Annotated in this window: 22 protein-coding genes; 15 read left to right on the top strand and 7 right to left on the bottom strand. The window is 56.7% G+C overall.

The genetic code is table 11. The annotated features are described in order from the left end of the window. Positions 1–80: 80 nt before the first annotated feature. From gpmM to ACF8PE_RS09640, 3 genes are read left to right on the top strand one after another with little or no spacing between them, the layout of a single operon-like run. The gene (gene gpmM, locus ACF8PE_RS09650) at positions 81–1,628 is read left to right on the top strand and encodes a 2,3-bisphosphoglycerate-independent phosphoglycerate mutase (RefSeq protein ID WP_392494803.1); all 1,548 of its coding nucleotides are present in this window, start codon (positions 81–83) and stop codon (positions 1,626–1,628) included. Between the two features lie 33 nt (positions 1,629–1,661). After that, a complete protein-coding gene (gene envC / locus ACF8PE_RS09645; protein WP_230431552.1) occupies positions 1,662–2,921 on the top strand; it encodes a murein hydrolase activator EnvC in 1,260 nt (419 codons plus the stop codon). Positions 2,922–2,924: 3 nt separating this feature from the next. After that, a complete protein-coding gene (locus ACF8PE_RS09640) occupies positions 2,925–3,869 on the top strand; it encodes a divergent polysaccharide deacetylase family protein (RefSeq protein ID WP_059309001.1) in 945 nt (314 codons plus the stop codon). Positions 3,870–3,891: 22 nt separating this feature from the next. On the opposite strand, the gene ACF8PE_RS09635 is transcribed toward ACF8PE_RS09640, so the two are convergent. From ACF8PE_RS09635 to kbl, 3 genes are all read right to left on the bottom strand, one after another. Further along, positions 3,892–4,692: a glycosyltransferase family 2 protein gene (locus ACF8PE_RS09635; protein ID WP_032615733.1), complete on the bottom strand. Its 801-nt coding sequence runs from the start codon at positions 4,690–4,692 to the stop codon at positions 3,892–3,894. Between the two features lie 138 nt (positions 4,693–4,830). Further along, entirely contained in the window at positions 4,831–5,856 is a 1,026-nt protein-coding gene (tdh, locus tag ACF8PE_RS09630; protein ID WP_032615731.1) for an L-threonine 3-dehydrogenase, read from the bottom strand. A 9-nt stretch (positions 5,857–5,865) separates the two neighbouring features. Next, positions 5,866–7,062 carry a glycine C-acetyltransferase gene (gene kbl / locus ACF8PE_RS09625; protein ID WP_032615729.1) on the bottom strand — a complete coding sequence of 399 codons (1,197 nt, stop codon included), beginning with the start codon at positions 7,060–7,062 and terminating at the stop codon, positions 5,866–5,868. A 340-nt stretch (positions 7,063–7,402) separates the two neighbouring features. Here kbl and rfaD point away from each other — a divergent pair, with 340 nt between their 5' ends. From rfaD to ACF8PE_RS09600, 5 genes are read left to right on the top strand one after another with little or no spacing between them, the layout of a single operon-like run. Next, positions 7,403–8,335, top strand: coding sequence for an ADP-glyceromanno-heptose 6-epimerase (rfaD, locus tag ACF8PE_RS09620; protein WP_032615727.1), 933 nt, complete (start codon positions 7,403–7,405; stop codon positions 8,333–8,335). A 12-nt stretch (positions 8,336–8,347) separates the two neighbouring features. Further along, positions 8,348–9,394, top strand: coding sequence for an ADP-heptose--LPS heptosyltransferase RfaF (gene rfaF / locus ACF8PE_RS09615; RefSeq protein WP_032615725.1), 1,047 nt, complete (start codon positions 8,348–8,350; stop codon positions 9,392–9,394). Between the two features lie 3 nt (positions 9,395–9,397). Beyond that, on the top strand, positions 9,398–10,384 hold the full coding sequence (gene rfaC / locus ACF8PE_RS09610; RefSeq protein WP_200142679.1) for a lipopolysaccharide heptosyltransferase RfaC: 987 nt from the start codon (positions 9,398–9,400) through the stop codon (positions 10,382–10,384). After that, entirely contained in the window at positions 10,377–11,480 is a 1,104-nt protein-coding gene (gene rfaQ / locus ACF8PE_RS09605) for a putative lipopolysaccharide heptosyltransferase III (protein ID WP_059309005.1), read from the top strand. Before rfaC ends, rfaQ begins: the two co-directional genes overlap by 8 nt. Continuing rightward, positions 11,477–12,586 (top strand): glycosyltransferase family 4 protein, encoded by a 1,110-nt coding sequence (locus tag ACF8PE_RS09600; protein WP_392494802.1) that lies wholly within the window; start codon positions 11,477–11,479, stop codon positions 12,584–12,586. The genes rfaQ and ACF8PE_RS09600 overlap by 4 nt, the downstream gene beginning before the upstream one ends. Here the strand turns inward: ACF8PE_RS09600 and ACF8PE_RS09595 are convergent. Beyond that, the gene (locus tag ACF8PE_RS09595) at positions 12,565–13,668 is read right to left on the bottom strand and encodes a glycosyltransferase family 4 protein (RefSeq protein ID WP_155166181.1); all 1,104 of its coding nucleotides are present in this window, start codon (positions 13,666–13,668) and stop codon (positions 12,565–12,567) included. The genes ACF8PE_RS09600 and ACF8PE_RS09595 overlap by 22 nt on opposite strands. A gap of 256 nt (positions 13,669–13,924) precedes the next feature. Between ACF8PE_RS09595 and ACF8PE_RS09590 the strand changes: the two genes are divergently transcribed. The 7 genes from ACF8PE_RS09590 (at position 13,925) to coaD (ending at position 21,718) form a co-directional block, all read left to right on the top strand. After that, positions 13,925–15,295 carry an O-antigen ligase family protein gene (locus tag ACF8PE_RS09590; protein WP_392494801.1) on the top strand — a complete coding sequence of 457 codons (1,371 nt, stop codon included), beginning with the start codon at positions 13,925–13,927 and terminating at the stop codon, positions 15,293–15,295. Positions 15,296–15,419: 124 nt separating this feature from the next. Then, a complete protein-coding gene (locus ACF8PE_RS09585) occupies positions 15,420–16,403 on the top strand; it encodes a glycosyltransferase (protein ID WP_392494800.1) in 984 nt (327 codons plus the stop codon). Between the two features lie 8 nt (positions 16,404–16,411). Next, positions 16,412–17,383: a glycosyltransferase gene (locus ACF8PE_RS09580; protein ID WP_032615716.1), complete on the top strand. Its 972-nt coding sequence runs from the start codon at positions 16,412–16,414 to the stop codon at positions 17,381–17,383. An 18-nt stretch (positions 17,384–17,401) separates the two neighbouring features. After that, positions 17,402–19,036: a sulfatase-like hydrolase/transferase gene (locus tag ACF8PE_RS09575; protein ID WP_059309008.1), complete on the top strand. Its 1,635-nt coding sequence runs from the start codon at positions 17,402–17,404 to the stop codon at positions 19,034–19,036. 154 nt (positions 19,037–19,190) lie between these two features. Then, positions 19,191–20,465: a lipid IV(A) 3-deoxy-D-manno-octulosonic acid transferase gene (waaA, locus tag ACF8PE_RS09570; protein ID WP_032615836.1), complete on the top strand. Its 1,275-nt coding sequence runs from the start codon at positions 19,191–19,193 to the stop codon at positions 20,463–20,465. Then, positions 20,465–21,235: a glycosyltransferase family 2 protein gene (locus ACF8PE_RS09565; RefSeq protein WP_130588016.1), complete on the top strand. Its 771-nt coding sequence runs from the start codon at positions 20,465–20,467 to the stop codon at positions 21,233–21,235. The genes waaA and ACF8PE_RS09565 overlap by 1 nt, the downstream gene beginning before the upstream one ends. A 3-nt stretch (positions 21,236–21,238) precedes the next feature. Further along, entirely contained in the window at positions 21,239–21,718 is a 480-nt protein-coding gene (coaD, locus tag ACF8PE_RS09560; RefSeq protein ID WP_130588017.1) for a pantetheine-phosphate adenylyltransferase, read from the top strand. 49 nt (positions 21,719–21,767) lie between these two features. On the opposite strand, the gene mutM is transcribed toward coaD, so the two are convergent. The 3 genes from mutM to rpmB all read right to left on the bottom strand — a co-directional run bounded on the left by mutM (position 21,768) and on the right by rpmB (position 23,076). Next, entirely contained in the window at positions 21,768–22,577 is an 810-nt protein-coding gene (gene mutM, locus ACF8PE_RS09555; protein ID WP_032615712.1) for a bifunctional DNA-formamidopyrimidine glycosylase/DNA-(apurinic or apyrimidinic site) lyase, read from the bottom strand. A 72-nt stretch (positions 22,578–22,649) separates the two neighbouring features. Beyond that, a complete protein-coding gene (gene rpmG, locus ACF8PE_RS09550; protein WP_013094893.1) occupies positions 22,650–22,817 on the bottom strand; it encodes a 50S ribosomal protein L33 in 168 nt (55 codons plus the stop codon). Positions 22,818–22,839: 22 nt separating this feature from the next. Then, complete coding sequence (gene rpmB, locus ACF8PE_RS09545) at positions 22,840–23,076, bottom strand: 50S ribosomal protein L28 (RefSeq protein WP_002436699.1); 237 nt, start codon at positions 23,074–23,076, stop codon at positions 22,840–22,842. Between the last annotated feature and the right edge of the window lie 188 nt (positions 23,077–23,264).

The raw sequence follows: 23,264 nt of genomic DNA, 5'->3' as shown, positions 1-23,264 counted from the left end.
ATCTTCTGCGGCTATTTGATCGATTCAGCTGTAGTAAAATTACGCAAATTTTTTGTCTTTTGAGCAAAGAGGTTGTCGCAATGTCGGTTTCTAAAAAACCTATGGTACTGGTGATTCTGGATGGCTATGGCTATCGCGAAGATCAGCAGGATAACGCCATTTTCAACGCTAAAACCCCGGTTATGGATGCACTGTGGGCACAACGTCCTCATACATTGATTGATGCGTCCGGCCTGGAAGTGGGTCTGCCCGATCGCCAGATGGGTAACTCCGAAGTTGGACACGTCAACCTGGGTGCCGGACGCATTGTCTACCAGGATCTGACCCGTCTGGATGTTGAAATTAAAGAACGCACCTTCTTTGCAAACCCGGTGCTGACCAGCGCGGTTGAGAAAGCCGCCGCCGCAGGCAAAGCGGTACACATTATGGGTCTGCTCTCTGCCGGTGGTGTCCACAGTCACGAAGACCACATTATGGCGATGGTCGAGCTGGCCGCAGAAAAAGGGGCGGACAAAATCTACCTGCACGCCTTCCTTGATGGTCGTGACACCCCGCCGCGCAGCGCTGAATCCTCCCTGAAAGCCTTTGAAGACAAGTTTGCCACCCTCGGTAAAGGCCGCGTGGCCTCTATCATTGGCCGCTACTACGCCATGGACCGCGACAACCGTTGGGATCGCGTAGAGCAGGCCTACAATCTGCTGGTAGAAGCCAAAGGCGAGTTCCAGGCCAACACCGCGGTTGCTGCGCTGGAAGCCGCTTACGCCCGCGATGAAAACGACGAATTCGTCAAAGCAACGGTGATCCGCGCCGAAGGCCAGGCCGATGCCGCAATGGAAGATGGCGACGCGCTGATCTTCATGAACTTCCGTGCCGACCGCGCTCGCGAAATCACCCGCGCCTTCGTCAACGCTGACTTCGACGGCTTCGCCCGTAAAAAAGAGGTTAAGCTGGGCGATTTCGTGATGCTGACCGAATATGCCGCCGACATCAAAGCGCCATGCGCCTATCCGCCATCTTCTCTGGCGAATACCTTCGGCGAGTGGATGGCGAAGCATGACAAGACTCAGCTGCGCATCTCTGAAACCGAAAAATACGCCCACGTGACCTTCTTCTTTAACGGGGGTGTGGAAGAGTCGTTCAAAGGCGAAGACCGCATTCTGATCAACTCCCCGAAAGTCGCCACCTACGACCTGCAGCCAGAGATGAGTTCTGCCGAGCTGACCGAGAAGCTGATTGCAGCCATCGAAAGCGGCAAATACGACACCATCATCTGTAACTACCCGAACGGCGACATGGTTGGCCATACCGGGGTGATGGAAGCCGCGATCAAAGCGATTGAAGCGCTGGATGCATGCATTGAGCAGGTGACCGACGCCGTAATCGCTGCAGGCGGCCAGATGCTGATCACCGCAGACCACGGCAACGCCGAACAGATGCGCGATCCCGCTACCGGCCAGGCGCACACTGCGCATACCAACCTGCCGGTACCACTGATTTATGTTGGTGATAAAGCGGTGAAATCCGTTGATGGCGGTAAGCTTTCGGACATCGCCCCAACCATGCTGACCCTGATGGGCATGGAAATCCCGCAAGAGATGACTGGCAAGCCGCTGTTCATCGTGGAATAATCCTTCCCCATGAGGGGAAAGGCGATTGTTTCAATCACATGGGTCGTGAAGCCGTTACGGTTATCAGTCAGGCCTTTACTTTACGCCAGCGTGCTCAGCGCTGGCGTATTGTTGTGCGCGGCATCCGCCCAGGCGGACGAGCGCGACCAGCTTAAAACCATTCAGGCCGATATCGCCGCTAAAGAGCGGGCGGTACGTCAGCAACAGCAACAACGCTCCTCCCTGCTCGCGCAACTCAAAAAGCAGGAAGAGGCGATCTCCGCAGCGGCACGTCAGCTGCGCGAAACCCAGAACACCCTCGCCCAGTTGAATAAGCAAATAGACGAAATGAATGCGTCTATCGCCAAACTTGAGCGCCAGCGCGCAGCTCAGGAGCGCAACCTTGCCGCACAACTGGATGCCGCCTTTCGCCAGGGTGAACACACCGGCATCCAGCTGATCCTCAGCGGCGAAGAGAGCCAGCGCGGTCAACGTCTGCAGGCCTATTTCGGCTACCTTAACCAGTCCCGCCAGGAGACCATCGCCCAACTGAAGCAGACGCGGGAAGAGGTCACCACGCAAAAAGCGGAGCTGGAAGAGAAGCAGAGCCAGCAGCAGACCTTGCTTTACGATCAGCAGGCGCAGCAGGCTAAGCTGGAGCAGGCGCGCAACGAGCGTAAGAAGACCCTCGCGGGGCTGGAATCCTCCATTCAGGAGGGACAGGCGCAGCTGGGGGAAATGCGCGCCAACGAATCGAAACTGCGTAACAGCATCGCCCGTGCGGCGGCGGCCGCCAAAGCTCGCGCCGAGAAAGAGGCCCGTGAAGCGCAGGCCGTTCGCGACAAGCAGCAGGAAGCTTCCCGCAAAGGCACCACCTACAAGCCAACAGAAAACGAACGCTCGCTGATGTCGCGCACCGGCGGTCTTGGTTCGCCGCGCGGTCAGGCTTACTGGCCGGTACGCGGCTCAATTCTGCATCGCTATGGCGAACAACTGCAGGGTGAGCTACGTTGGAAAGGGATTGTTATCGGTGCATCGGAAGGTAGCGAAGTCAAAGCTATTGCCGATGGCCGGGTGATCCTCGCTGACTGGCTGCAGGGCTACGGTCTGGTGGTGGTGGTTGAGCATGGTAAAGGCGACATGAGTCTTTACGGCTATAACCAGAGCGCTTTAGTCAGCGTGGGCACCCAGGTACGCGCCGGTCAGGCTATCGCCCTTGTGGGCAGCAGTGGCGGTCAGGGCCGCCCGTCACTCTATTTCGAAATTCGTCGCCAGGGTCAGGCGGTCAATCCACAGCCGTGGTTGGGAAGATAAGTTTTGCTTCAATTTCGTCGTATGGTTCTCCCCTTCGTCAGCGCACTGGCGCTGGCGATGCCGGTTTACGCAGGTAAACTCGCTATCGTCATTGATGACTTCGGTTATCGTCCACACACAGAAAACCAGGTGCTGGCAATGCCATCCGCAATCTCCGTCGCCGTACTGCCGAACGCGCCGCACGCCCATGAGATGGCCACCAAAGCCCACAACAGCGGGCATGAAGTGCTGATCCACCTGCCGATGGCACCGCTCAGTAAACAGCCGCTGGAAAAAGACACCCTCCGCCCGGAGATGAACAGCGACGAGATCGAGCGCATCATCCGCGAGGCTTACGCCAAAGTCCCTTACGCTGTAGGGCTGAATAACCATATGGGCAGCGCCATGACCTCCAGCCTGTTTGGTATGCAGAAGGTGATGCAGTCCCTGGCGCGCTACAACCTCTACTTCCTCGACAGCATGACCATCGGCAACAGCCAGGCGATGCGCGCCGCGCAGGGCACTGGCGTGAAGGTGATTAAGCGCAAAGTCTTCCTCGATGACACGCAAAACGAGGCCGATATCCGCGTCCAGTTCAACCGCGCCGTTCAGGTGGCCCGCCGTTCAGGCTCGGCCATCGCCATTGGTCACCCACATCCGTCCACCGTTCGCGTGCTACAGCAGATGCTGCCCACGCTGCCTGCGGATATCACCCTGGTGCCGGCGAGCAGCCTGCTCAATGAACCGCAGGTGGATACGTCCCGCCCGGTCAGCTCGCCACCAGCGGGTACTGCGCCTGGCACAAAACCACGTAATCCTTTCCGGGGCGTAACGCTTTGTGCGCCTAAGCAGCCGCCAGAGCCGGTCTATATGAGCCGCTACTTCTCGGTGCTTGGGGAGAGCATCAGCCAGAGTACGCTAGTGAAATACGTCCAGTTGCAGTGGCAGGGTTGGGGTAAGAAGAGCTGATACCCGCCGTGAGGCGGGTCCTTTACTCAATAACGTGAGAGTCTGCGTGTTTTTTGCCCGCAGACTCTTTTTGATCGTGGTGCTGATACCAGGCTTTGAAGTATTTCAGAAAGCTGTAAGAGGTGGCATAGAGGCCGGTTACCACTCCCACTCGCCCCTGGCGCCACGCGCCGCTGAACAGATACCACTTGAAGAATGCGCCGATGGCGCTAATCACGCCGCGCGAAAGTGACGGGCGTACAGGCTGGTACTTCACCAGACGGCTGGTGTAGCTGTTCAGCTTGTTGAAGACCTCGTGCAGTGAATAAAAGGTGTCATGACGCACCCGACCCGGGATTTTAACCGACTGGATCGCTCCTTCCACTTTGTCATCCACCGGACGCTGGTTAAACCGCGCCTGGGTACGGTTAAAGAGCCGTACCGGGAAATCGGGCGAGGAGACAGGATAAATCGTCCGAATCTCTTCCCCCAACACATGCCAGTAGCGGGCGATCCGCCATGCCTGATCCGGAGCTGGTTCGTCACCCGCTTTCAGACGCAGGATAAAATCAACGGTTTCAGCATCGAGGATCTCATCGCTGTCCATGCAGAGCACCCAGTCATTGCTTGCCAGATCGATGGCGTGGTTCATCTGCACGCCATGCATGGTATAGGGCTGATGATGAGGAGTGATGCCATATTCCTGGCAAATCGCTAAGGTGGCGTCGTGGCTGCCCGAGTCGAGGACGATGATTTCATCGGCAACCACTATCAACGGAGGCAGGACTTCGCGCAGTAGCCGTGCTGAGTTACAGGTCAATAAACAAACGGTGAGCTTGAACATAGGCGCTGTAAAGTTGAGTAAACTTCCTCAGACTGTATAAGCGCAGGCTAAAAAAAGCGATGAAAAGCTGTGAATTATCCGGTTGTGGACCGAAAAACGTGAGGCCAACGAAAAAAAGCGCCCGCAGGCGCTTTTCGTTTAATCCCAGCTCAGGATAACTTTCCCGGACTGGCCTGAACGCATTGCGTCAAAGCCCTGCTGGAACTCATCGATGGAGAAGCGATGGGTAATGAGCGGAGAGAGATCCAGACCAGACTGGATCAGGGCTGCCATCTTGTACCAGGTTTCGAACATCTCGCGGCCATAAATACCTTTGATGAACAGACCCTTGAAGATGACTTTGTTCCAGTCGATGGACATATCTGACGGCGGAATACCCAGCATCGCGATACGGCCACCGTGGTTCATGGTATCGAGCATGGTGCGGAACGCTGGCGGCGCGCCGGACATCTCCAGACCCACGTCAAAGCCTTCGGTCATGCCCAGCTCTTCCATCACGTCCTGGAGGTTCTCTTTCGACACATCCACCGCACGGGTGACGCCCATCTTGCGTGCCAGCGACAGACGGTATTCGTTTACATCGGTGATCACCACATTGCGGGCGCCCACGTGCTTCGCTACCGCTGCCGCCATGATGCCGATTGGGCCTGCGCCAGAGACCAGCACGTCCTCACCCACCAGATCGAACGACAGCGCCGTGTGCACCGCGTTACCGAACGGGTCGAAGATGGAAGCCAGATCGTCGGAGATATTGTCCGGGATTTTGAAGGCGTTAAACGCCGGGATCACCAGGTATTCCGCAAAGCTGCCCGGGCGGTTGACGCCTACGCCAACGGTGTTGCGGCACAGGTGGGTACGACCACCGCGGCAGTTACGGCAGTGGCCGCAGGTGATATGGCCTTCGCCGGAAACGCGATCGCCAATCTTAAAGCCTTTCACTTCCTGGCCGATGCCCACCACTTCGCCGACATATTCGTGACCGACGACCATAGGTACTGGAATGGTCTTCTGCGACCACTGGTCCCAGTTGTAGATATGCACGTCAGTACCGCAGATAGCGGTCTTACGAATTTTGATCAGCAGATCGTTATGACCGACTTCCGGCTCCGGTACGTCGGTCATCCAGATGCCTTCTTCCGCTTTCAGTTTGGATAACGCTTTCATCACTCGTCCTCAGGCAATCACGCCCAGTTGTTTGCCGATGCGGGTAAAGGCTTCCACCGCACGCTCAATTTGTTCAGGGGAATGCGCCGCCGACATCTGGGTGCGAATACGCGCCTGACCTTTTGGCACCACCGGGAAGAAGAAACCGGTGACGTAAATCCCTTCTTTTTGCAGCTCGCGGGCAAAGTTCTGCGCCACCACCGCATCACCCAGCATGACCGGGATAATGGCGTGATCGGCACCAGCCAGAGTAAAGCCCGCAGCGGTCATTTTTTCGCGGAACAGACGGGCGTTGGCCCACAGACGGTCACGCAGTTCGGCACCGGACTCCACCATCTCCAGCACTTTGATGGAGGCGGAAACGATGGCCGGAGCCAGCGAGTTGGAGAACAGATACGGCCGGGAACGCTGACGCAGCCACTCCACCACCTCTTTACGCGCAGCGGTGTAGCCGCCGGACGCGCCGCCGAGCGCTTTACCCAGCGTGCCGGTGATGATGTCCACGCGGCCCATTACGTCGCAGTATTCGTGGGAGCCACGGCCGTTTTCGCCAACAAACCCGACCGCGTGCGAGTCATCGACCATCACCAGCGCATCGTATTTATCCGCCAGGTCGCAGACGCCTTTCAGGTTGGCGATCACGCCGTCCATAGAGAACACGCCGTCAGTGGCGATCAGCACATGACGCGCACCCGCCTCGCGGGCCTCTTTCAGGCGCGCTTCCAGCTCAACCATATCGTTGTTGGCGTAGCGGAAACGCTTCGCTTTACACAGACGCACGCCGTCGATGATCGACGCATGGTTCAGGGCATCGGAAATAATGGCATCTTCCGCGCCGAGCAGGGTCTCAAACAGACCGCCGTTGGCGTCGAAGCAGGAAGAGTACAGAATCGCATCTTCCATGCCGAGGAACGCAGCCAGTTTGCTCTCCAGCGCCTTGTGGCTGTCCTGGGTGCCGCAGATGAAGCGCACGGAGGCCATGCCAAAACCGTGGGTGTCCATGCCCGCCTTCGCGGCAGCGATCAGCTCAGGGTGATTCGCAAGACCTAAATAGTTGTTGGCGCAGAAGTTAATCACATGGCTGCCGTCGGCAACGGTGATATCGGCCTGCTGAGCGGAAGTAATGATTCGCTCTTCTTTGAACAACCCTTCCGCACGCGCGGTTTCCAGGTCACTGTTTAACTGTTTGTAAAAATCACCACGCATTGCAATTCTCCAGACTCGGCAAATTTCGGCACATATTACCCAAAGCTATACCCCGATACGAGATGACACATTAAGAGTTATCGTTTTTGCAGCATAAATCACGTGACGCATTTGTTACATGTACACAAAATCATTCAGGATGCATCAGGGCGGCAAGGGAAGAAATGCCCGGGAGCATAGCGAACCAGGTGACCGGGCCTTCTAAGCTCAGGCAACGCCTGGCAGCCTGAAGGATGAAGTGTATGTCTGTGAATGGCTGATGGGGCGTCATACTAATGATATGATATGACTATTAGTGTCCGGGATTGTCCCCGGACTCCACACTTCAAAGGTTACAGCTATGATCATCGTTACCGGCGGCGCGGGCTTTATCGGCAGCAATATTATTAAGGCCCTCAATGACAAAGGCATCACCGACATCCTGGTGGTGGACAACCTGAAAGACGGCACCAAGTTCGTTAACCTGGTGGATCTGAACATTGCCGACTACATGGATAAAGAAGATTTCCTTATCCAGATTATGGCGGGTGAAGAGTTCGGTGAGATCGAGGCCATCTTCCATGAAGGTGCATGCTCTTCCACCACCGAGTGGGATGGCAAGTACATGATGGATAACAACTATCAGTACTCCAAAGAGATCCTGCACTATTGCCTGGAGCGTGAAATTCCGTTCCTGTATGCCTCTTCTGCGGCAACTTACGGCGGCCGTACCTCTGACTTTATTGAATCCCGCGAATATGAGCAGCCGCTGAACGTCTACGGCTATTCTAAGTTCCTGTTCGACGAATACGTGCGCCAGGTGCTGCCAGAAGCGAACTCGCAGATCGTCGGCTTCCGCTACTTCAACGTCTACGGACCGCGCGAAGGCCATAAAGGCAGCATGGCGAGCGTGGCATTCCACCTCAATACTCAGCTCAATAATGGCGAAAGTCCGAAATTGTTCGAAGGCAGCGATGGCTTCAAGCGTGACTTCGTTTACGTGGGCGATGTGGCGGCGGTAAACCTGTGGTTCTGGGAAAACGGTGTTTCCGGTATTTTCAACCTGGGCACGGGCCGCGCGGAATCCTTCCAGGCGGTGGCGGATGCGGCGCTGGCATACCATAAGAAAGGCAGCCTTGAGTACATCCCGTTCCCGGATAAGCTGAAAGGCCGTTACCAGGCGTTCACTCAGGCGGATCTGACCAACCTGCGCGCCGCTGGCTATGACAAGCCATTCAAAACCGTTGCCGAAGGCGTAACGGAATATATGGCCTGGCTGAACCGCGACGCGTAAGGCAAGTAACCGATGAGAATACTGGTGATTGGCCCGTCCTGGGTGGGCGACATGATGATGTCGCAAAGTCTCTATCGCACGCTCAAGGCGCGCTATCCCCAGGCGATAATCGACGTGATGGCACCCGCGTGGTGCCGTCCGCTGTTATCGCGGATGCCGGAAGTGAACGAGGCGATCCCAATGCCGCTCGGCCATGGGGCGCTGGAACTCGCAGAGCGCCGCAAGCTCGGCCATAACCTGCGCGAAAAACGCTATGACCGCGCGTATGTCCTGCCGAATTCCTTTAAATCGGCGTTAGTGCCCTTCTTTGCCGGCGTGCCGCACCGCACCGGCTGGCGTGGCGAGATGCGCTACGGCCTGCTGAACGACGCGCGAATCCTGGATAAAGAGGCCTGGCCGCTGATGGTGGAGCGCTATGTGGCGCTGGCCTACGACAAAGGCGTGATGCGCAGTGCAAAAGATCTGCCCCAGCCGCTGCTGTGGCCGCAGCTCCAGGTCAACGAGGGTGAAAAATCCCACACCTGCAACGCCTTTGGCCTGCTGGCCGATCGTCCTCTGATTGGCTTCTGCCCTGGCGCGGAATTTGGCCCGGCGAAGCGCTGGCCGCACTATCACTATGCCGAGCTGGCGAAGCAGTTAATCGACGAAGGCTATCAGATTGTCTTGTTCGGCTCGGCGAAAGATCATGAGGCGGGGAATGAAATTCTCGCCGCGCTGAGCATTGAGCAGCAGGCCTGGTGCCGTAATCTGGCAGGGGAAACCCAGCTGGAGCAGGCCGTCATCCTGCTTGCCGCCTGTAAAGCCGTGGTCACCAATGACTCTGGCCTGATGCACGTTGCCGCAGCACTGAACCGCCCGCTGGTGGCGCTGTACGGCCCAAGCAGCCCGGACTTTACCCCGCCGCTGTCGCATAAAGCGCGCGTGATCCGCCTCATCACCGGCTACCACAAAGTGCGTAAGGGCGACGCCGCCGAAGGCTATCACCAGAGCCTGATCGACATTACCCCGCAGCGTGTCCTGGACGAGCTTAACGAGCTGCTGTTGAGCGAAGAAGGATAACGGATGCGGGTATTGATCGTTAAAACCTCCTCTATGGGCGACGTGCTGCATACGTTGCCCTCGCTCACCGATGCTATGCAGGCTATCCCGGGCATTCGTTTTGACTGGGTAGTGGAAGAAGGCTTCGCGCAGATCCCAGGCTGGCATGAAGCCGTAGACCGGGTGATCCCGGTGGCGATCCGACGCTGGCGTAAAGCCTGGTTCTCCGCGCCAATTAAGGCCGAACGTCAGGCCTTTCGCGACGCGGTTCAGGCCCGGCATTACGATGCGATTATCGATGCTCAGGGGCTGGTCAAAAGCGCGGCACTCGTTACCCGGCTGGCGCATGGCGTGAAGCACGGTATGGACTGGCACAGCGCCCGCGAGCCGCTGGCGAGCCTGTTCTACAATTGCCGCCACTCGATTGCGAAGCAGCAGCACGCGGTGGAACGCACCCGGGAACTGTTCGCCAAAAGCCTGGGCTATGCGAAACCGCAAATGCAGGGCGATTACGCCATTTCCCGGCATTTCCTGCACGGTGCAGAGCAGGCGGGCACGCCTTATCTCATCTTCCTGCACGCTACCACCCGTGATGACAAACACTGGCCGGAAGCCCACTGGCGCGATCTTATCGGCCTGCTGAGCGGTACTGGCCTGCGCATCAGGTTGCCGTGGGGTGCCCCGCATGAAGAAGCGCGGGCGAAGCGTCTGGCTGAAGGTTTTGATTACGTGGACGTTCTGCCGCGCATGAAGCTGGACGGCGTGGCACAAGAGCTGGCTGGCGCCACGGCGGTGGTGTCGGTGGATACCGGCCTCAGCCACCTGACGGCGGCGCTTGATCGTCCTAATATTACGCTTTACGGCCCGACGGATCCGGGTCTGATTGGCGGCTATGGCAAAAATCAATATATCTGCCGCCCGGAACATTCATCGCAGCTGAGCGACCTTTCCGCCGCTGCGGTCTTTGCGCAATTAAAGCCTTTGCTGGCAGCAGAGAGAGCCTATGTCTGATTTTTTCTCAGCGGAGCGCCCACCGAAGCGCGTGCTGATCGTTAAGCTGCGTCATCACGGTGACGTTCTGCTGACCTCGCCGGTCTTTACGGTGTTGAAAAAAAACTACCCTAATGTCGAAGTGGATGCCCTGGTGTATGACGACACCCAGGCGATGCTCACCAGCCATCCGTTTATCGATCAGGTGCACACCATTGGCCGCAACTGGCGCAAAAAAGGCTGGTTCGCACAGTTCCGCCTGTACCGTGCACTACTGAATACCCTGAAGGCGCGTCAGTATGACGTGCTGATCAACCTTACCGAACACTGGCATGGCGCGCGTCTGGCGCGACGCCTGAAACCGCGCGTTTCCGTCGGCTTTAAGCCCGATAAACGCAGTGGGCTGGCGCGCCGCCGCTGGGTGAAATCCTTCACCACCCTCTATCCGGCGATCCAGGATAACAGCCGCCATATGGTGGAAGTGAATCTGGATGCGCTGCGGCGGATCGGCATTCATCCGCAGATCGACGCCGATAAACATACCCTGTTTGTGCCTGGCGACGCGGCGGAAGCGTCGATTGCAGAGAAACTGGCTGGCTTTGGGCTGGCGAGCCACTCCTACATTCTGGTGCACCCGACGTCGCGCTGGATGTTTAAGGCCTGGGATATTAATAAGCTGGCGGCAACCATTGATAACCTGGCGGCCCGCGGCCTGCCGATTATCCTCTCTGCCGCGCCGTCAAAAGAAGAGACCGCCTATATGGATGCGCTGCGTGCCGCGCTCACCCAGCCGGTGTTCGATTTAAGCGGCCAGTTAAACCTGAAAGAGCTGGGCGCGCTGATGAAGCACGCGCGGGTCTACTTTGGCGTCGATTCGATGCCGATGCACCTCGCCAGCGCGGTGGGAACGCCGACTGTCGCCATCTTCGGCCCGACCGGGGCGATCAAGTGGGCGCCGTGGGGGGTGAACTACCGCGTCATCACCGCCGGATTTACCTGCCAGCCTTGCGGTAAAGCGGGCTGCGGCGACAGCGGCGTCTCCGACTGCATTACGGCGATCACCCCGCAAATGGTGCTGAGCGCCATCGATACCCTACTGCTGGAAAACCCGGCATGAAGCTGGCTATCGTTCGACAGACCTATAACCCCAACGGCGGCGCGGAGCGTTTTGTCTCCCGCGCGCTGAACGTGCTGGCCCAGGATACAGACCTGGACGTGACGCTGATCGCCCGTCAGTGGGAAGACGCCGCTGGCTGGAAAACCCTGACAGTTAACCCCTCCTTCCGCAGCCGCCTCGATCGCGAATCGGGTTTTGCCGGGGCCGCGGCGGCGCAGTTTGCGCAGTTCGATATCGTGCAGAGTCATGAGCGTATTCCCGGGGCAACCATTTTCCGCGCCGGAGACGGCGTACACGCCACCTGGCTTGAGCAGTACAACCGCATCCAGTCGCCGCTGGCGCGCTGGGCGCAGTCCCTGAGCCGCTACCACCGTTATATTTTGCAGGCGGAAGCGCAGATGTTTACCCATCCTGCGCTGCGCAAGGTGATCTGCAATTCGAAAATGGTGCGGGATGATATCGCCCGCCGTTTTAGCCTGCCGGATGACAAACTGACGGTGATCTACAACGGTGTGGATACCGCTCATTTCAGTCCTGAGGTGCGCACGCTTTCCCAACGTGATGCGTTGGGGATCCCGCCGACGGCACCGGTGCTGGCCTATGTCGGTTCCGGGTTCAGCCGTAAAGGGGTGGCAACGGCGCTGCGCGCGCTGGTCCCTCACCCTGATGTCTGGCTGTTGATTGCCGGGCGTGATAAGCATGCGCGCAAATTCGAAAAGCTGGCCGAGACCCTCGGGGTGGCATCACGGGTGCGTTTTCTGGGGCCGGTTGCTGATGTGCGCCAGGTGTACGGCACCGCTGATGCGCTGATCCTGCCGACACTTTACGATCCCTTCCCGAATGTCTGTGTCGAAGCGCTGGCCTGTGGCCTGCCGCTGCTTACCAGCCATGGCTGCGGCGCGGCGGAGTGGATTAAAGAGGGTGTTAACGGCTGGGTGCGCGACGCGCTCGACAGCGACGGGTATCAGCAGGTGATAAGCCACTGGCTTCAGGGCCGTGAGCAGGGTGTCGATTATTCAGCAGCGGCACGCGCCACTGCTGAGCCTTACACCCTGGAGCGGATGGCAAAAGAGCTGCAGGCGCTCTATCGCGACCTGCTGCGCTGAGCCGCAGTGGCAAAGACTTTTTCCATCGCCTCCAGCATGCATTCGCGAGTGAAATGGCTGCACAGGTAATCGTACCCCTGCTGCGCCAGCTTTTCCCGCAGCGCGGCATTTTCGTATAACTGCACAATGGCTTCGCGCAGCGCCGTTTCGTCGCGCTGCGCAATCAGGATCCCGGTCTGGCCGTTAATCACCGCATCTGCCGTGCCGCCCGCGTCGGTGGCGATGGTGGCGATCCGCGACGCCAGTGACTGCAACACCCCCTGCGGAACGCCTTCCATATCATGCGAGGGACTGAGCGCGACATCAAAGGCCGGGAACCAGCGTTCTGGATCGCTGCGATGGCCTGCCATGACCACCCGCTGCTGCAATCCCAGGTCAATAATTTCCTGCTCCAGCGTCGCTTTATGCGGCCCTTCACCGACAATCGCCAGCCTGATGTGCGGATGATCAACGGCGGCCAGCGCGCGCAGCAGCACGCTATGACCTTTATTAGGCCGCAGGTGCGACACCACGCCCAGCCAGAAATCCTCCTGCGTCAGGCCGCAGTGTTCACGGGCAGCCTGTTTATCCGCCGGGTGAAAACGCTGTGTATCCACGCCGCTCGGCACAGACGTGCTCTGGGCCATCGGCACGCCAATGTCTGCCATCTGTTGGCGCAACGCTTCCCCGGTGGTCACGATATGGGCACAGGCTTTGCGAAACAGCCAGCGGGTAGTCCAGTTATTGCGCGGCACGCCAGAGGCATGACGAGTACGCACCAGCGGAACCGGATCTGACAGGGTGAGATTAGCCAGCGCCACCAGCCAGGTATCGGCGGAATTGTGACTATTGATGACATCAATAGATCGACGGTTTTCTTTCAGCCAGTGGCGCAGCAGCTGGAGATTTTGCAGGTTCTTACGCCGAAGTGGCATCGTCACCACCGTTAACCCGGCATCACGTGCCAGGCCGTGTAGCGGTGCACTCTCCGGGCAAAGTATGGTCACCTGATGGCCGCGCTGAATCATCCCTAAGGACTCATTAATGATGCGTAATGGCTGTCCGCCCTTACCACCGTCTGCTTCAGTGTGAACAATATGCATACTTTTCCTGTTTATTGTGCAAGAACTTGCCATAGCAGCAAATTATAACCTTTACGGCCCGGGTAATACATAAAGCCTGGTGTCGGAAAGCGCCTAACGGATTATTCTTGCTTACAAACATTGTCCTTCTGTAGGTCAGGTATTTGTGATAGTTTTCTCTGGCTTTTTATTTCCCACGGAAAAACCGTGGAGATCGCTCACAGCGTTGTTAACCAGCCGGTCAAGAACCGAAAAATCCTTAACCAGCCCAAAATATATGACAAATACTCGTAACATTTTGACAGGTCTGTTAGTCCTTGCTGTACTGGCTTTATGTTTTATCTGGCCTATTCCCAACGATCAGCTACCTTTTCACCGCAATGGGTTGATTTATCCCATTGTCGCCGTGGCACTTGGCCTGTTTTTTAATGGAGTAACAACCAGACAACGGCTGGATTTAAGCAAAATTAAGTTCGTTCTTATTGTGATATGGGCGTTAACTTTCTTTATTGTGATTAATGGTTTTTTTGTCGCCCCCGACATAAAAGAAATGGTTTCTGCCTGGAGTGGCCAGTGGCTACGCCCGGTATTATTGTTCTGCGCTGGCCTGGTATTATTACCGGCGATTCAGAGAACTTACCCCTCGATGTCTGCCGCCCGCTTCTTTACGCTGGTGATCCTCTTCTTCTGGGGCGTGGTCTGCGTACATTTACTGGATTCACTCTGGCTCTACTGGCGCGACGGTTATATTCACTGGGGCGAAACGCGGATTGTCTATAACCGCACCCGCATGAGCTTCCAGGTCAATATGATCACCGGCTTCCTGATGGCCGAGCTGCTGGCACGTGGTCTGCTGCATCAACGCTTCCTGCGCCTGAAAACCCCGGTTCTGGCATTAATGCTAATAAGTAACCTGTTGTGTACCGCGCTGGTGGATACCCGCTGGGGCACTATCGGCCTGGTTGGCAGCCTGTTCTCGACCTTTATCCTGCTGAGCCTGCACAGCATGCGTCGCAGCCGGGTGATCGTCACCGGGGGGATCCTCGTCGGGATTATTGTAGCTTCTGCGCTGCTCGGTTACGCCTCATGGAAAACCGATCCACGCTGGCAAAACCTGGAAAGTGATGCCATTGCTGGCTGGAACGCCCCCTTCACCAGCTTTTGTTACAACAAAACAGACGGAACGGTACCGGTTAACAGCCAGGGTGTCGCCATGAACCACTCCAACGGCTGCCGGGCCAGCTTCTTCCATCAGGGGTGGAACCTGATTGCCGAGCATCCGGCAGGCGTAGGGGCCAAAAAAGAGGCATTCCGCTATGTGCTGCGCCGGGATACCCAGGATAACCGTATCAACATTCCCCATAGCCACTATGGCCTGATTGAATTTGGCATTCAGAACGGTGTTATTGGCATTGCAGGCTGGCTGATTCTGCTGGTGGGCTGCTGGTATATCGGCTGGCGAGAATTCCGTCGTGGCAAAATGATGGTGGGGATGTTCCTGCTGCTCTTTACCATCGGCTTCTTCTGCCGGACCATGGTCGATCACAACCTCAAAGATCACTATCTGGAGCAGTATATGTTACTGACCGGCCTGCTGGTTGGCATGTGCGCGCTGCGCCCTGCAAACACCGAAAAGCAAACGTCCTGATCACTCTGACGCGCCAGGGGAATAATCACCCTGGCGCGGAACGCTTTAGCCTGTCGGCTGTCGAATTGCCAGCAAATGGCCTCGTTATACCCTTTTTATTGCTGCGTATTTTTACGGAGAAAGCATGTCTGAAACGCCTCAATTAAGCCTCATCGTTGCCGTTTTTAATGGCGAAAAATTCCTGAGCGCTTTTTTTGACAGCATTAAACAGCAGAATTTATCGAGCCTCGAACTCATTATTGTTAATGACGGCTCAACGGATCGCTCAGCTGAAATTATTGCCCGCTATGCCAGTGAATTTAGCCATTTCCAGATAATCGATCAGCCTAATGGCGGCGTATCGGCCGCACGTAATACTGGCCTTGCCCTCGCAACAGGCGAATACGTTGCCTTCCCCGATATCGATGACGTTATTTATCCAGGCATGTACCAGCGTCTGTTGGATATTGCCTTTGCAGGCCAGCTGGATGTCGCCACCTGCAACGGCACCTATATTTATGACGACGGCCGCCCGTCGAAAAAGATTTTTCCGTCCGACAAGCTCGCGTCTACAGGCGTGCTCGACGGCCCGGAGTGGCTGCAGATGGCACTGGCCTCACGTAAATTCCTGCATGTCACCTGGCTGAATATCTATCGCCACGCCTTTATCAAAGCCCAGGGTTTTACCTTCGAACACGGGCTGCGCCATCAGGATATTCCCTGGACCACAGAAGTGCTGCTGACGGCCAAACGCGTGCAATATGTGGATGAAGTCTATTATGACTATCTGATTCACTCTGCATCGGTTTCCCACACGCCCGGCACTGACGATACGCGGATGCGCTCTTCACGCCACTATATGAAAATCCTCGAAATGCTGGATGCCATTAATAAACGCTATCCAGAACAGGTGAAGCGCGCCCCGGCCTGTCAGTGGCAAATTGCCAAAGAAGGGCTGGGTATTCTGCACAGCATTAACAATATCGAAGACAGCGCGAAAAAACGCGAAATCACCCAGGAACTGTTCGATCGCGGCATCTGGTCGATGATCTGGAAAAACGCGCGCGGTTTACGCCAGCGCTGGCGCCTGGGGCGTCGTTACTTCCGCCTTAAAAAAATCATCGGCTAACGAACATTATGAGCAAACTTAAATTACATGCGGTCTCCCGCGCTGATTTCATCGCCAAAAACTATGCAGACTTCCAGACGCTGCTGGATAACCGCGTCAACCCGGATACCATCCCGGAGCGTTTCTACTGCGGCGGTCGCGGCGGCTGGACGTTCCAGACAACTCTGGCGCTGAAACACTACTACGGTGACGACATTGAGTGCTCCTTTGGATCGGAGTGCCGCCCGGATGCCATCAACCTGATGCATAACGATGATTTTGGATCGCGCGTCAAACCCTGGCGTGGGGTGACCGTCGTCGCACGTGCCGACCGCCCACCGGTAATTGGCGCGGACGTGGTTGTGGATCAGAACCCGGAAGTCGATAACCGCAGCAACCGCATCTTTGTTCCGTACTGGCCACAGCCAGGGGTGAAACCGCGTGAGCGTACTGATGAAACCGTCAAAACCGTGGCCTTTTTTGGCCGCGTCGACAGCTTCCCGGAGGCGTTCCGCAGCGAGGCCTTTAAACAGCGTCTTGCCGAGCAAGGCATTGACCTGCGTATCTCCTTTGATAACTGGACTGACTATCAGGACGTGGACGTCTGTATCAGTTTCCGTAAATCGCACGACCACAAGCTGGCGCGCAAACCAGCCAGCAAGCTGATTAACAACTGGCTGGGCAAAACGGTGATGATCTGCGACGACGAGCCATCGTACCGCGCGATCCGCGAAAGCGAGTTCGACTACCTGATCGCCAAAACGCCGGATGAGGCTTTTGAGGCCATCATGCGGCTTAAAAACAATCCAGACCTGTATCGTCAGATGCGCGAGCAGGGTGATAAACGTCTGCAGGTTTATTCCCGCGAAGCGGTCGCCGCGCGCTGGTTCAGCCTGTTTGAGGATATTTGGCGTAAAGGACTGCATAAACGCCCTACCCTGGTTCGTGCACTGCGCTTTGGTTTCGGTAAAGCCATTCGCCCGCTGACTAAAAAGTTTTAAGTAACCTTGAGTCCGTTCATGTTTAAAACATCCTCACAATCGTCACACACGCCGCGCCGCACTATTCTGCGTACCGTGATACTCACGCTGGTTTTGCTGGTGCTGTTTTCACTGTGTGAAATCATCATCCTGCTGAAAGACCATGTTTATCAGCCGAAATCCAGCGACATGTCGCTGTATCTGATCATTTCCCTGCTGGCGGCTATCAGCGCCCGCTATTTCCTCACCCGTCTGCTGCTGGCGGTTACCTTTATCGTGCAGATATCGGAAGCGGTTTATTACCAGTTCTACGGCCAGTTTTATGGCCCGAGTGAAGTGTGGCTGGCCTTTGTCGAAACCAAAGATATCGCCAGCGGCATTACGGACAGTCTGGGATCGCTTGGGATCTACTTTGCCATCATGGCCGTCGCAGTAATCTTTGCGCTGGTCTTTACTCGTCGTCTGGCACCGCAGTGGCATAAGTGGGTGGCGATGCCGTGCCTGCTGGCTATCGTGGTGATGTTTGCCGGTCAGTTCTATAAAGCCATCGACGGGCAGATGTATAAATTCAACCCGGATCTGCGCCACTCCTTACTGCGTAACGGTCTGTCGGCCATGAGTTACAGCGCTATTCGCCTGATCCCTGAAGCCCTTTCCGGCGAAAACCAGAGCATAACGCACTATGAGCCGTATAAGGTCACACCGGTGGAAGGCAGTCACGCCGGGAAATACTCCATCATCCTGGCGATTGGTGAAAGCCTCAACCCGCATCACGTCAGCGCCCTGGGCTACGATCGCGACACCACGCCGGAACTGAAAGCCCTGATGCAGCAGTATCAGGGTACGGGTCGGCTGATCGTCTCGAACGCGGTTTCGACCCGCGTGGCGATCCCGATGCTGGTCAATAACCTGCGCGAGCCGGACAACTACGATGCTTATAAGTCGAAGTCGACCAACATCTTTACCAATGCTAAAAAGCAGGGCTACCAGACGGCGTTTATCTCTGCCCAGGGTCTGGAAGGGCTGAGCAACTGGATTGGTATCCACGATATCGACCTGTGGGAAGATACGCAGATCCGCCCGGCGCCGGACGTCGGTGCCGATGTGGTGCTAACCCCTTCCGTTGAGCAGGCGAAGCTGGACTGGAACAAGCCTTTCCTGATGGTGCTGAACAGCCGTGCGCCGCATATTCCGTATGAGCGCAACATTCCGCAGGGCTTCGCGAAATTCTCTACCCCACGCCTGAGTGACGACGTGGCGCAGAAGAAAAATGAGTACGATGATGCCGTGCGCCTGTACGACAAAGAGCTGGCCTCGGCAATCCGTACCGCGATGGCGAAATCCAGACTGCCGGTCCTGGTGTTTATTACCTCAGATCACGGCGAACGCGTGGGTGATGGCGGGCTGTTCGGCCACTCGATTGTCGAAATGCCGATTGCCCAGGTGCCGTTCCTCTACTTCAGTAACGATCCGGCGTATACGATGAGCGCTATCAGCCCACAGGTGCCGCTCAACCATTACCAGATGGCGACGCTGATCAACAAGATGTTGGGTTACGCAGTCAGCAACCCGAACCAGAAGGACGACAGCTACTACATCACCGGGGGTGATATTCGCGGCCTGTCGGAGCGCGTCACCTACCATCTGAACGAACTGCCGGAAGCGGAACGTTAAGCAGAAATCATAAAACGGGCATCAGATGCCCGTTTTTTTATCTGCGAACGCATGTAACGCAGGCAAATGGCTGAGCAAAAGCGCCAAAGGGATAGCTTTAAACGGCCTAAATGCTTAGAATTTGCCCGCCGAAACTGAAAAAACGGATAATCGCTTGGAATTGTTGTATACCGCTCTGCTCTATATTATTCAGCCACTGGTGTGGCTACGACTGCTGCTGCGTAGCCGTAAAGCGCCTGCCTACCGTAAACGCTGGGCTGAACGCTATGGTTTCTGCCGCAACAAAGTTGCGCCGGACGGTATCCTGCTCCACTCCGTGTCCGTGGGTGAAACGCTGGCGGCCATTCCGCTGGTTCGTGCCCTGCGCCACCGTTATCCTTCGTTGCCGATCACCGTCACTACCATGACGCCAACCGGCTCCGAACGCGCCATGTCGGCCTTTGGCAAAGATGTGCATCACGTCTATCTGCCTTACGATCTACCCTGCGCCATGAACCGTTTCCTCAATACCGTGCGCCCTAAGCTGGTGATTGTGATGGAAACCGAACTGTGGCCGAACATGATTTCTGCCCTGCACAGCCGTAAAATTCCGCTGGTGGTGGCCAACGCCCGCCTGTCGGAGCGCTCTGCGAAGGGATACGGCAAGCTGGGCAAATTTATGCGTCGCCTGCTGAGTAAAATCACCCTGATCGCCGCCCAGAATGAAGAAGACGGCGCGCGCTTCCTGTCGCTTGGCCTGAAGCGCAATCAGTTGGCGGTCACCGGCAGCCTGAAGTTTGATATTTCGGTTACCCCGGAACTGGCTGCCCGCGCCATTACCCTGCGCCGCCAGTGGGCGCCGCGCCGTAAAGTGTGGATCGCTACCAGCACCCACGACGGCGAAGAAGAGATTATCCTCCAGGCGCATCGCCAGCTTCTGGAAAGCTTCCCGGACCTGTTGTTAATTCTGGTGCCACGTCATCCTGAGCGTTTTAAAGATGCCCGTGACATGGTGCAGAAAGGCGGGTTCAGCTTCACTATGCGCAGCAGCGGTGAAATCCCGTCCTCCGGCACCCAGGTCGTGATTGGCGACACCATGGGCGAGCTGATGTTGCTGTACGGCATTGCCGATCTGGCCTTTGTCGGCGGCAGCCTCGTGGAGCGCGGCGGGCATAACCCGCTGGAGCCAGCAGCGCATGCCATTCCAGTGCTGATGGGGCCACACACTTTCAACTTCAAAGACATCTGCGCCAAACTGCAGCAGGCTGACGGGCTGATTACGGTCACCGATGCACATTCGATCGTGAAGGAAGTTTCCACCCTTCTGACCGACGAAGATTATCGCCTGTGGTATGGCCGCCATGCTGTCGAAGTACTGCATCAGAATCAGGGGGCATTGACCCGCCTGCTGCAACTTCTGCAACCTTACCTGCCCCTGCGGAGTCATTAATGTCTGCGCGCCTGTCGGTCGTCATGATCGCCAAAAACGCCGCTGACCTGCTGCCAGATTGCCTCGCCTCCGTGGTGTGGGCCGATGAGATCGTTCTGCTTGATTCCGGCAGCACCGACGCCACGGTGGAGGTCGCCCGCGCGGCCGGTGTGCAGGTCTATATCAATACCGACTGGCAGGGCTACGGCATCCAGCGCCAGCGCGCGCAGCAGTTTGCCACTGGCGACTATGTCCTGATGATCGACACCGACGAGCGTGTTACCCCGGAACTGCAACAGGCCATCCAGCAGGTGCTGGCTGCACCGCAGCCTGATGCCGTCTACAGCATCGCCCGGCGCAACTACTTCCTGGGTCGCTTTATGCGGCACAGTGGCTGGTATCCCGATCGCGTGATGCGCCTGTACTCGCGCACGCGCTATCAGTACAACGATAACCTGGTGCACGAATCGCTGGCCTGCGACGGCGCACGCGTGGTTGCCCTCGATGGCGATCTGTTGCATCTCACCTGTCGTGATTTCGCCAGCTTCCAGCGTAAACAGCTGAATTACGCCACGGCATGGGCGCAGGAGCGTCATCAGCGCGGTAAGTCAACCTCGCTGGCGGGTATTTTCAGCCACACCGCAGGGGCGTTCCTGAAGACGCTGGTGCTGCGCGGTGGCGTGCTGGACGGTAAACAGGGCTGGTTACTGGCGGTGGTTAACGCCCAGTATACTTTTAATAAATATACCGAGCTGTGGGCGCTGAACCGCGGCTACTCAGAGAAAGCGTGAGCCATGAGCACAAAAGCGATTTATCCGGGTACCTTCGATCCCATTACTAACGGTCACATCGATATCGTCACACGTGCGGCAAGCATGTTTGATACGGTGATTCTGGCGATTGCCGCCAGCCCCAGCAAAAAGCCGCTGTTCGACCTTGATGAGCGGGTGGCTCTGGCGAAAGCCGCGACTGCGCACCTGTCAAATGTGGATGTGGTGGGCTTTAGCGATCTGATGGCGAACTTTGCCCGCGCTCAGCAGGCGAATATCCTGATTCGCGGGCTGCGGGCGGTGGCTGATTTTGAATATGAGATGCAGCTCGCCCACATGAATCGCCATCTGATGCCCGAGCTGGAGAGCGTCTTCCTGATGCCATCCAAAGAGTGGTCGTTTATCTCCTCTTCGCTGGTGAAAGAGGTCGCGCGCCACGCGGGTGATGTTACCCATTTCCTGCCTGCCGTTGTGCATCAGGCGTTAATGGACAAACTGAAGTAGTTCCTGCCTTTTTGCCGGGCGACGCTGCGCTTGCCCGGCCTGCATCGCATTATTTCTGACACTGACGGCAGTAGAAGGTGGCGCGCTGCGCGTGCTTCGTTGCCACAATCGGCGCACCGCAGACCCGGCATGGCTCATCTTTACGGCCATAAACCTGCAGCTCCTGGGCAAAGTAGCCCGGCTTACCGTCGCTTTGCAGGAAATCCTTCAGGGTGGTTCCGCCCTGCTCAATCGAACGCAGCAGCACCGCTTTGATCACCCTGACCAACAGCTCACACTCCTGAGCAGAAAGCGATGAGGCTAAGCGATCGGGATGGATCCCGGCGGCAAAGAGCGATTCACTGGCATATATATTACCGACACCGACCACCAGCTTGTTATCCATCAGCCAGGGTTTAATCGGGGATTTTTTCTTCGCGCACTTCGCTTTCAGGTACTCCGCGTCAAAGGCGTCCGAGAGCGGCTCCGGCCCCAGGTGCGCCAGCACGTTATGCCCTTCCAGCTCTTTAGTCCACAGCCAGGCGCCAAAGCGACGGGGATCGGTGTAGCGCAGCACTTTGCCATTGCTCATCACCAGGTCAACGTGGTCGTGCTTTTCTGCGGGCAGCTCTTCGCTAAGGATGCGTAAGCTCCCGGACATCCCCAGATGGATGATGATCCAGCCATCCGGCAGTTCCAGCAGCAGGTACTTCGCGCGGCGCTGTACGCTGAGAACAGGTTTGTCACTCAGCGTGTGGATCTCATCAGAAACCGGCCAGCGCAGGCGGCCGTTACGGACAACAGCGTGAAGAATGGTCGCACCGACCAGGTGAGGCTCAATGCCACGGCGGCTGGTCTCTACCTCAGGTAATTCAGGCATGGTTCCTCCGTTGAGATGCAGAATGCAAAAAACCCCGCAGTTGCGGGGTTTTTCAGTACAAGGAGCCTAAAATTATTTAATTTTAGCTTCTTTGTACATTACGTGCTGGCGTACAACTGGATCGAACTTTTTCAGTTCCAGTTTTTCCGGCTTAGTACGTTTGTTCTTCGTGGTGGTGTAGAAGTGACCTGTACCAGCAGAAGAAACCAGCTTGATTTTCTCGCGAATACCTTTAGCCATGATTTATTTCCTCTTTAAGTACTTAGTACTTTTCGCCACGGGCACGCAGTTCGGACAGAACTGTATCGATGCCTTTCTTATCAATAACACGCATACCTTTAGCAGATACACGCAGGGTGACAAAACGCTTCTCGCTCTCAACCCAGAAACGGTGAGAGTGCAGGTTCGGCAGGAAACGGCGTTTAGTCGCGTTCAGTGCGTGGGAACGGTTGTTACCGGTCACCGGACGCTTGCCAGTAACTTGGCAGACTCGGGACATGTCTATTCTCCAAAAATCAAATTAGCTCGAGCTTCGTATGGGGTATCGGCGCCTCGTCAGGCTTTACAGCCCAGTCATCGCAGTTCTAAGTGAACCATCGATTGCCAGGCCCAATTGCCAAACCCGAGATTCTCAAAGGTGGCGTAGTATACGCTGACTCGAGGATGTGCTCAAGTCCCGAACAGACA

Origin of the sequence: Leclercia sp. GLN_9, from assembly GCF_043105735.1 — a bacterium.
Taxonomy (GTDB): Bacteria; Pseudomonadota; Gammaproteobacteria; order Enterobacterales; family Enterobacteriaceae; genus Enterobacter; species Enterobacter adecarboxylatus.
This window is presented reverse-complemented; position numbering and strand designations above follow the sequence as displayed.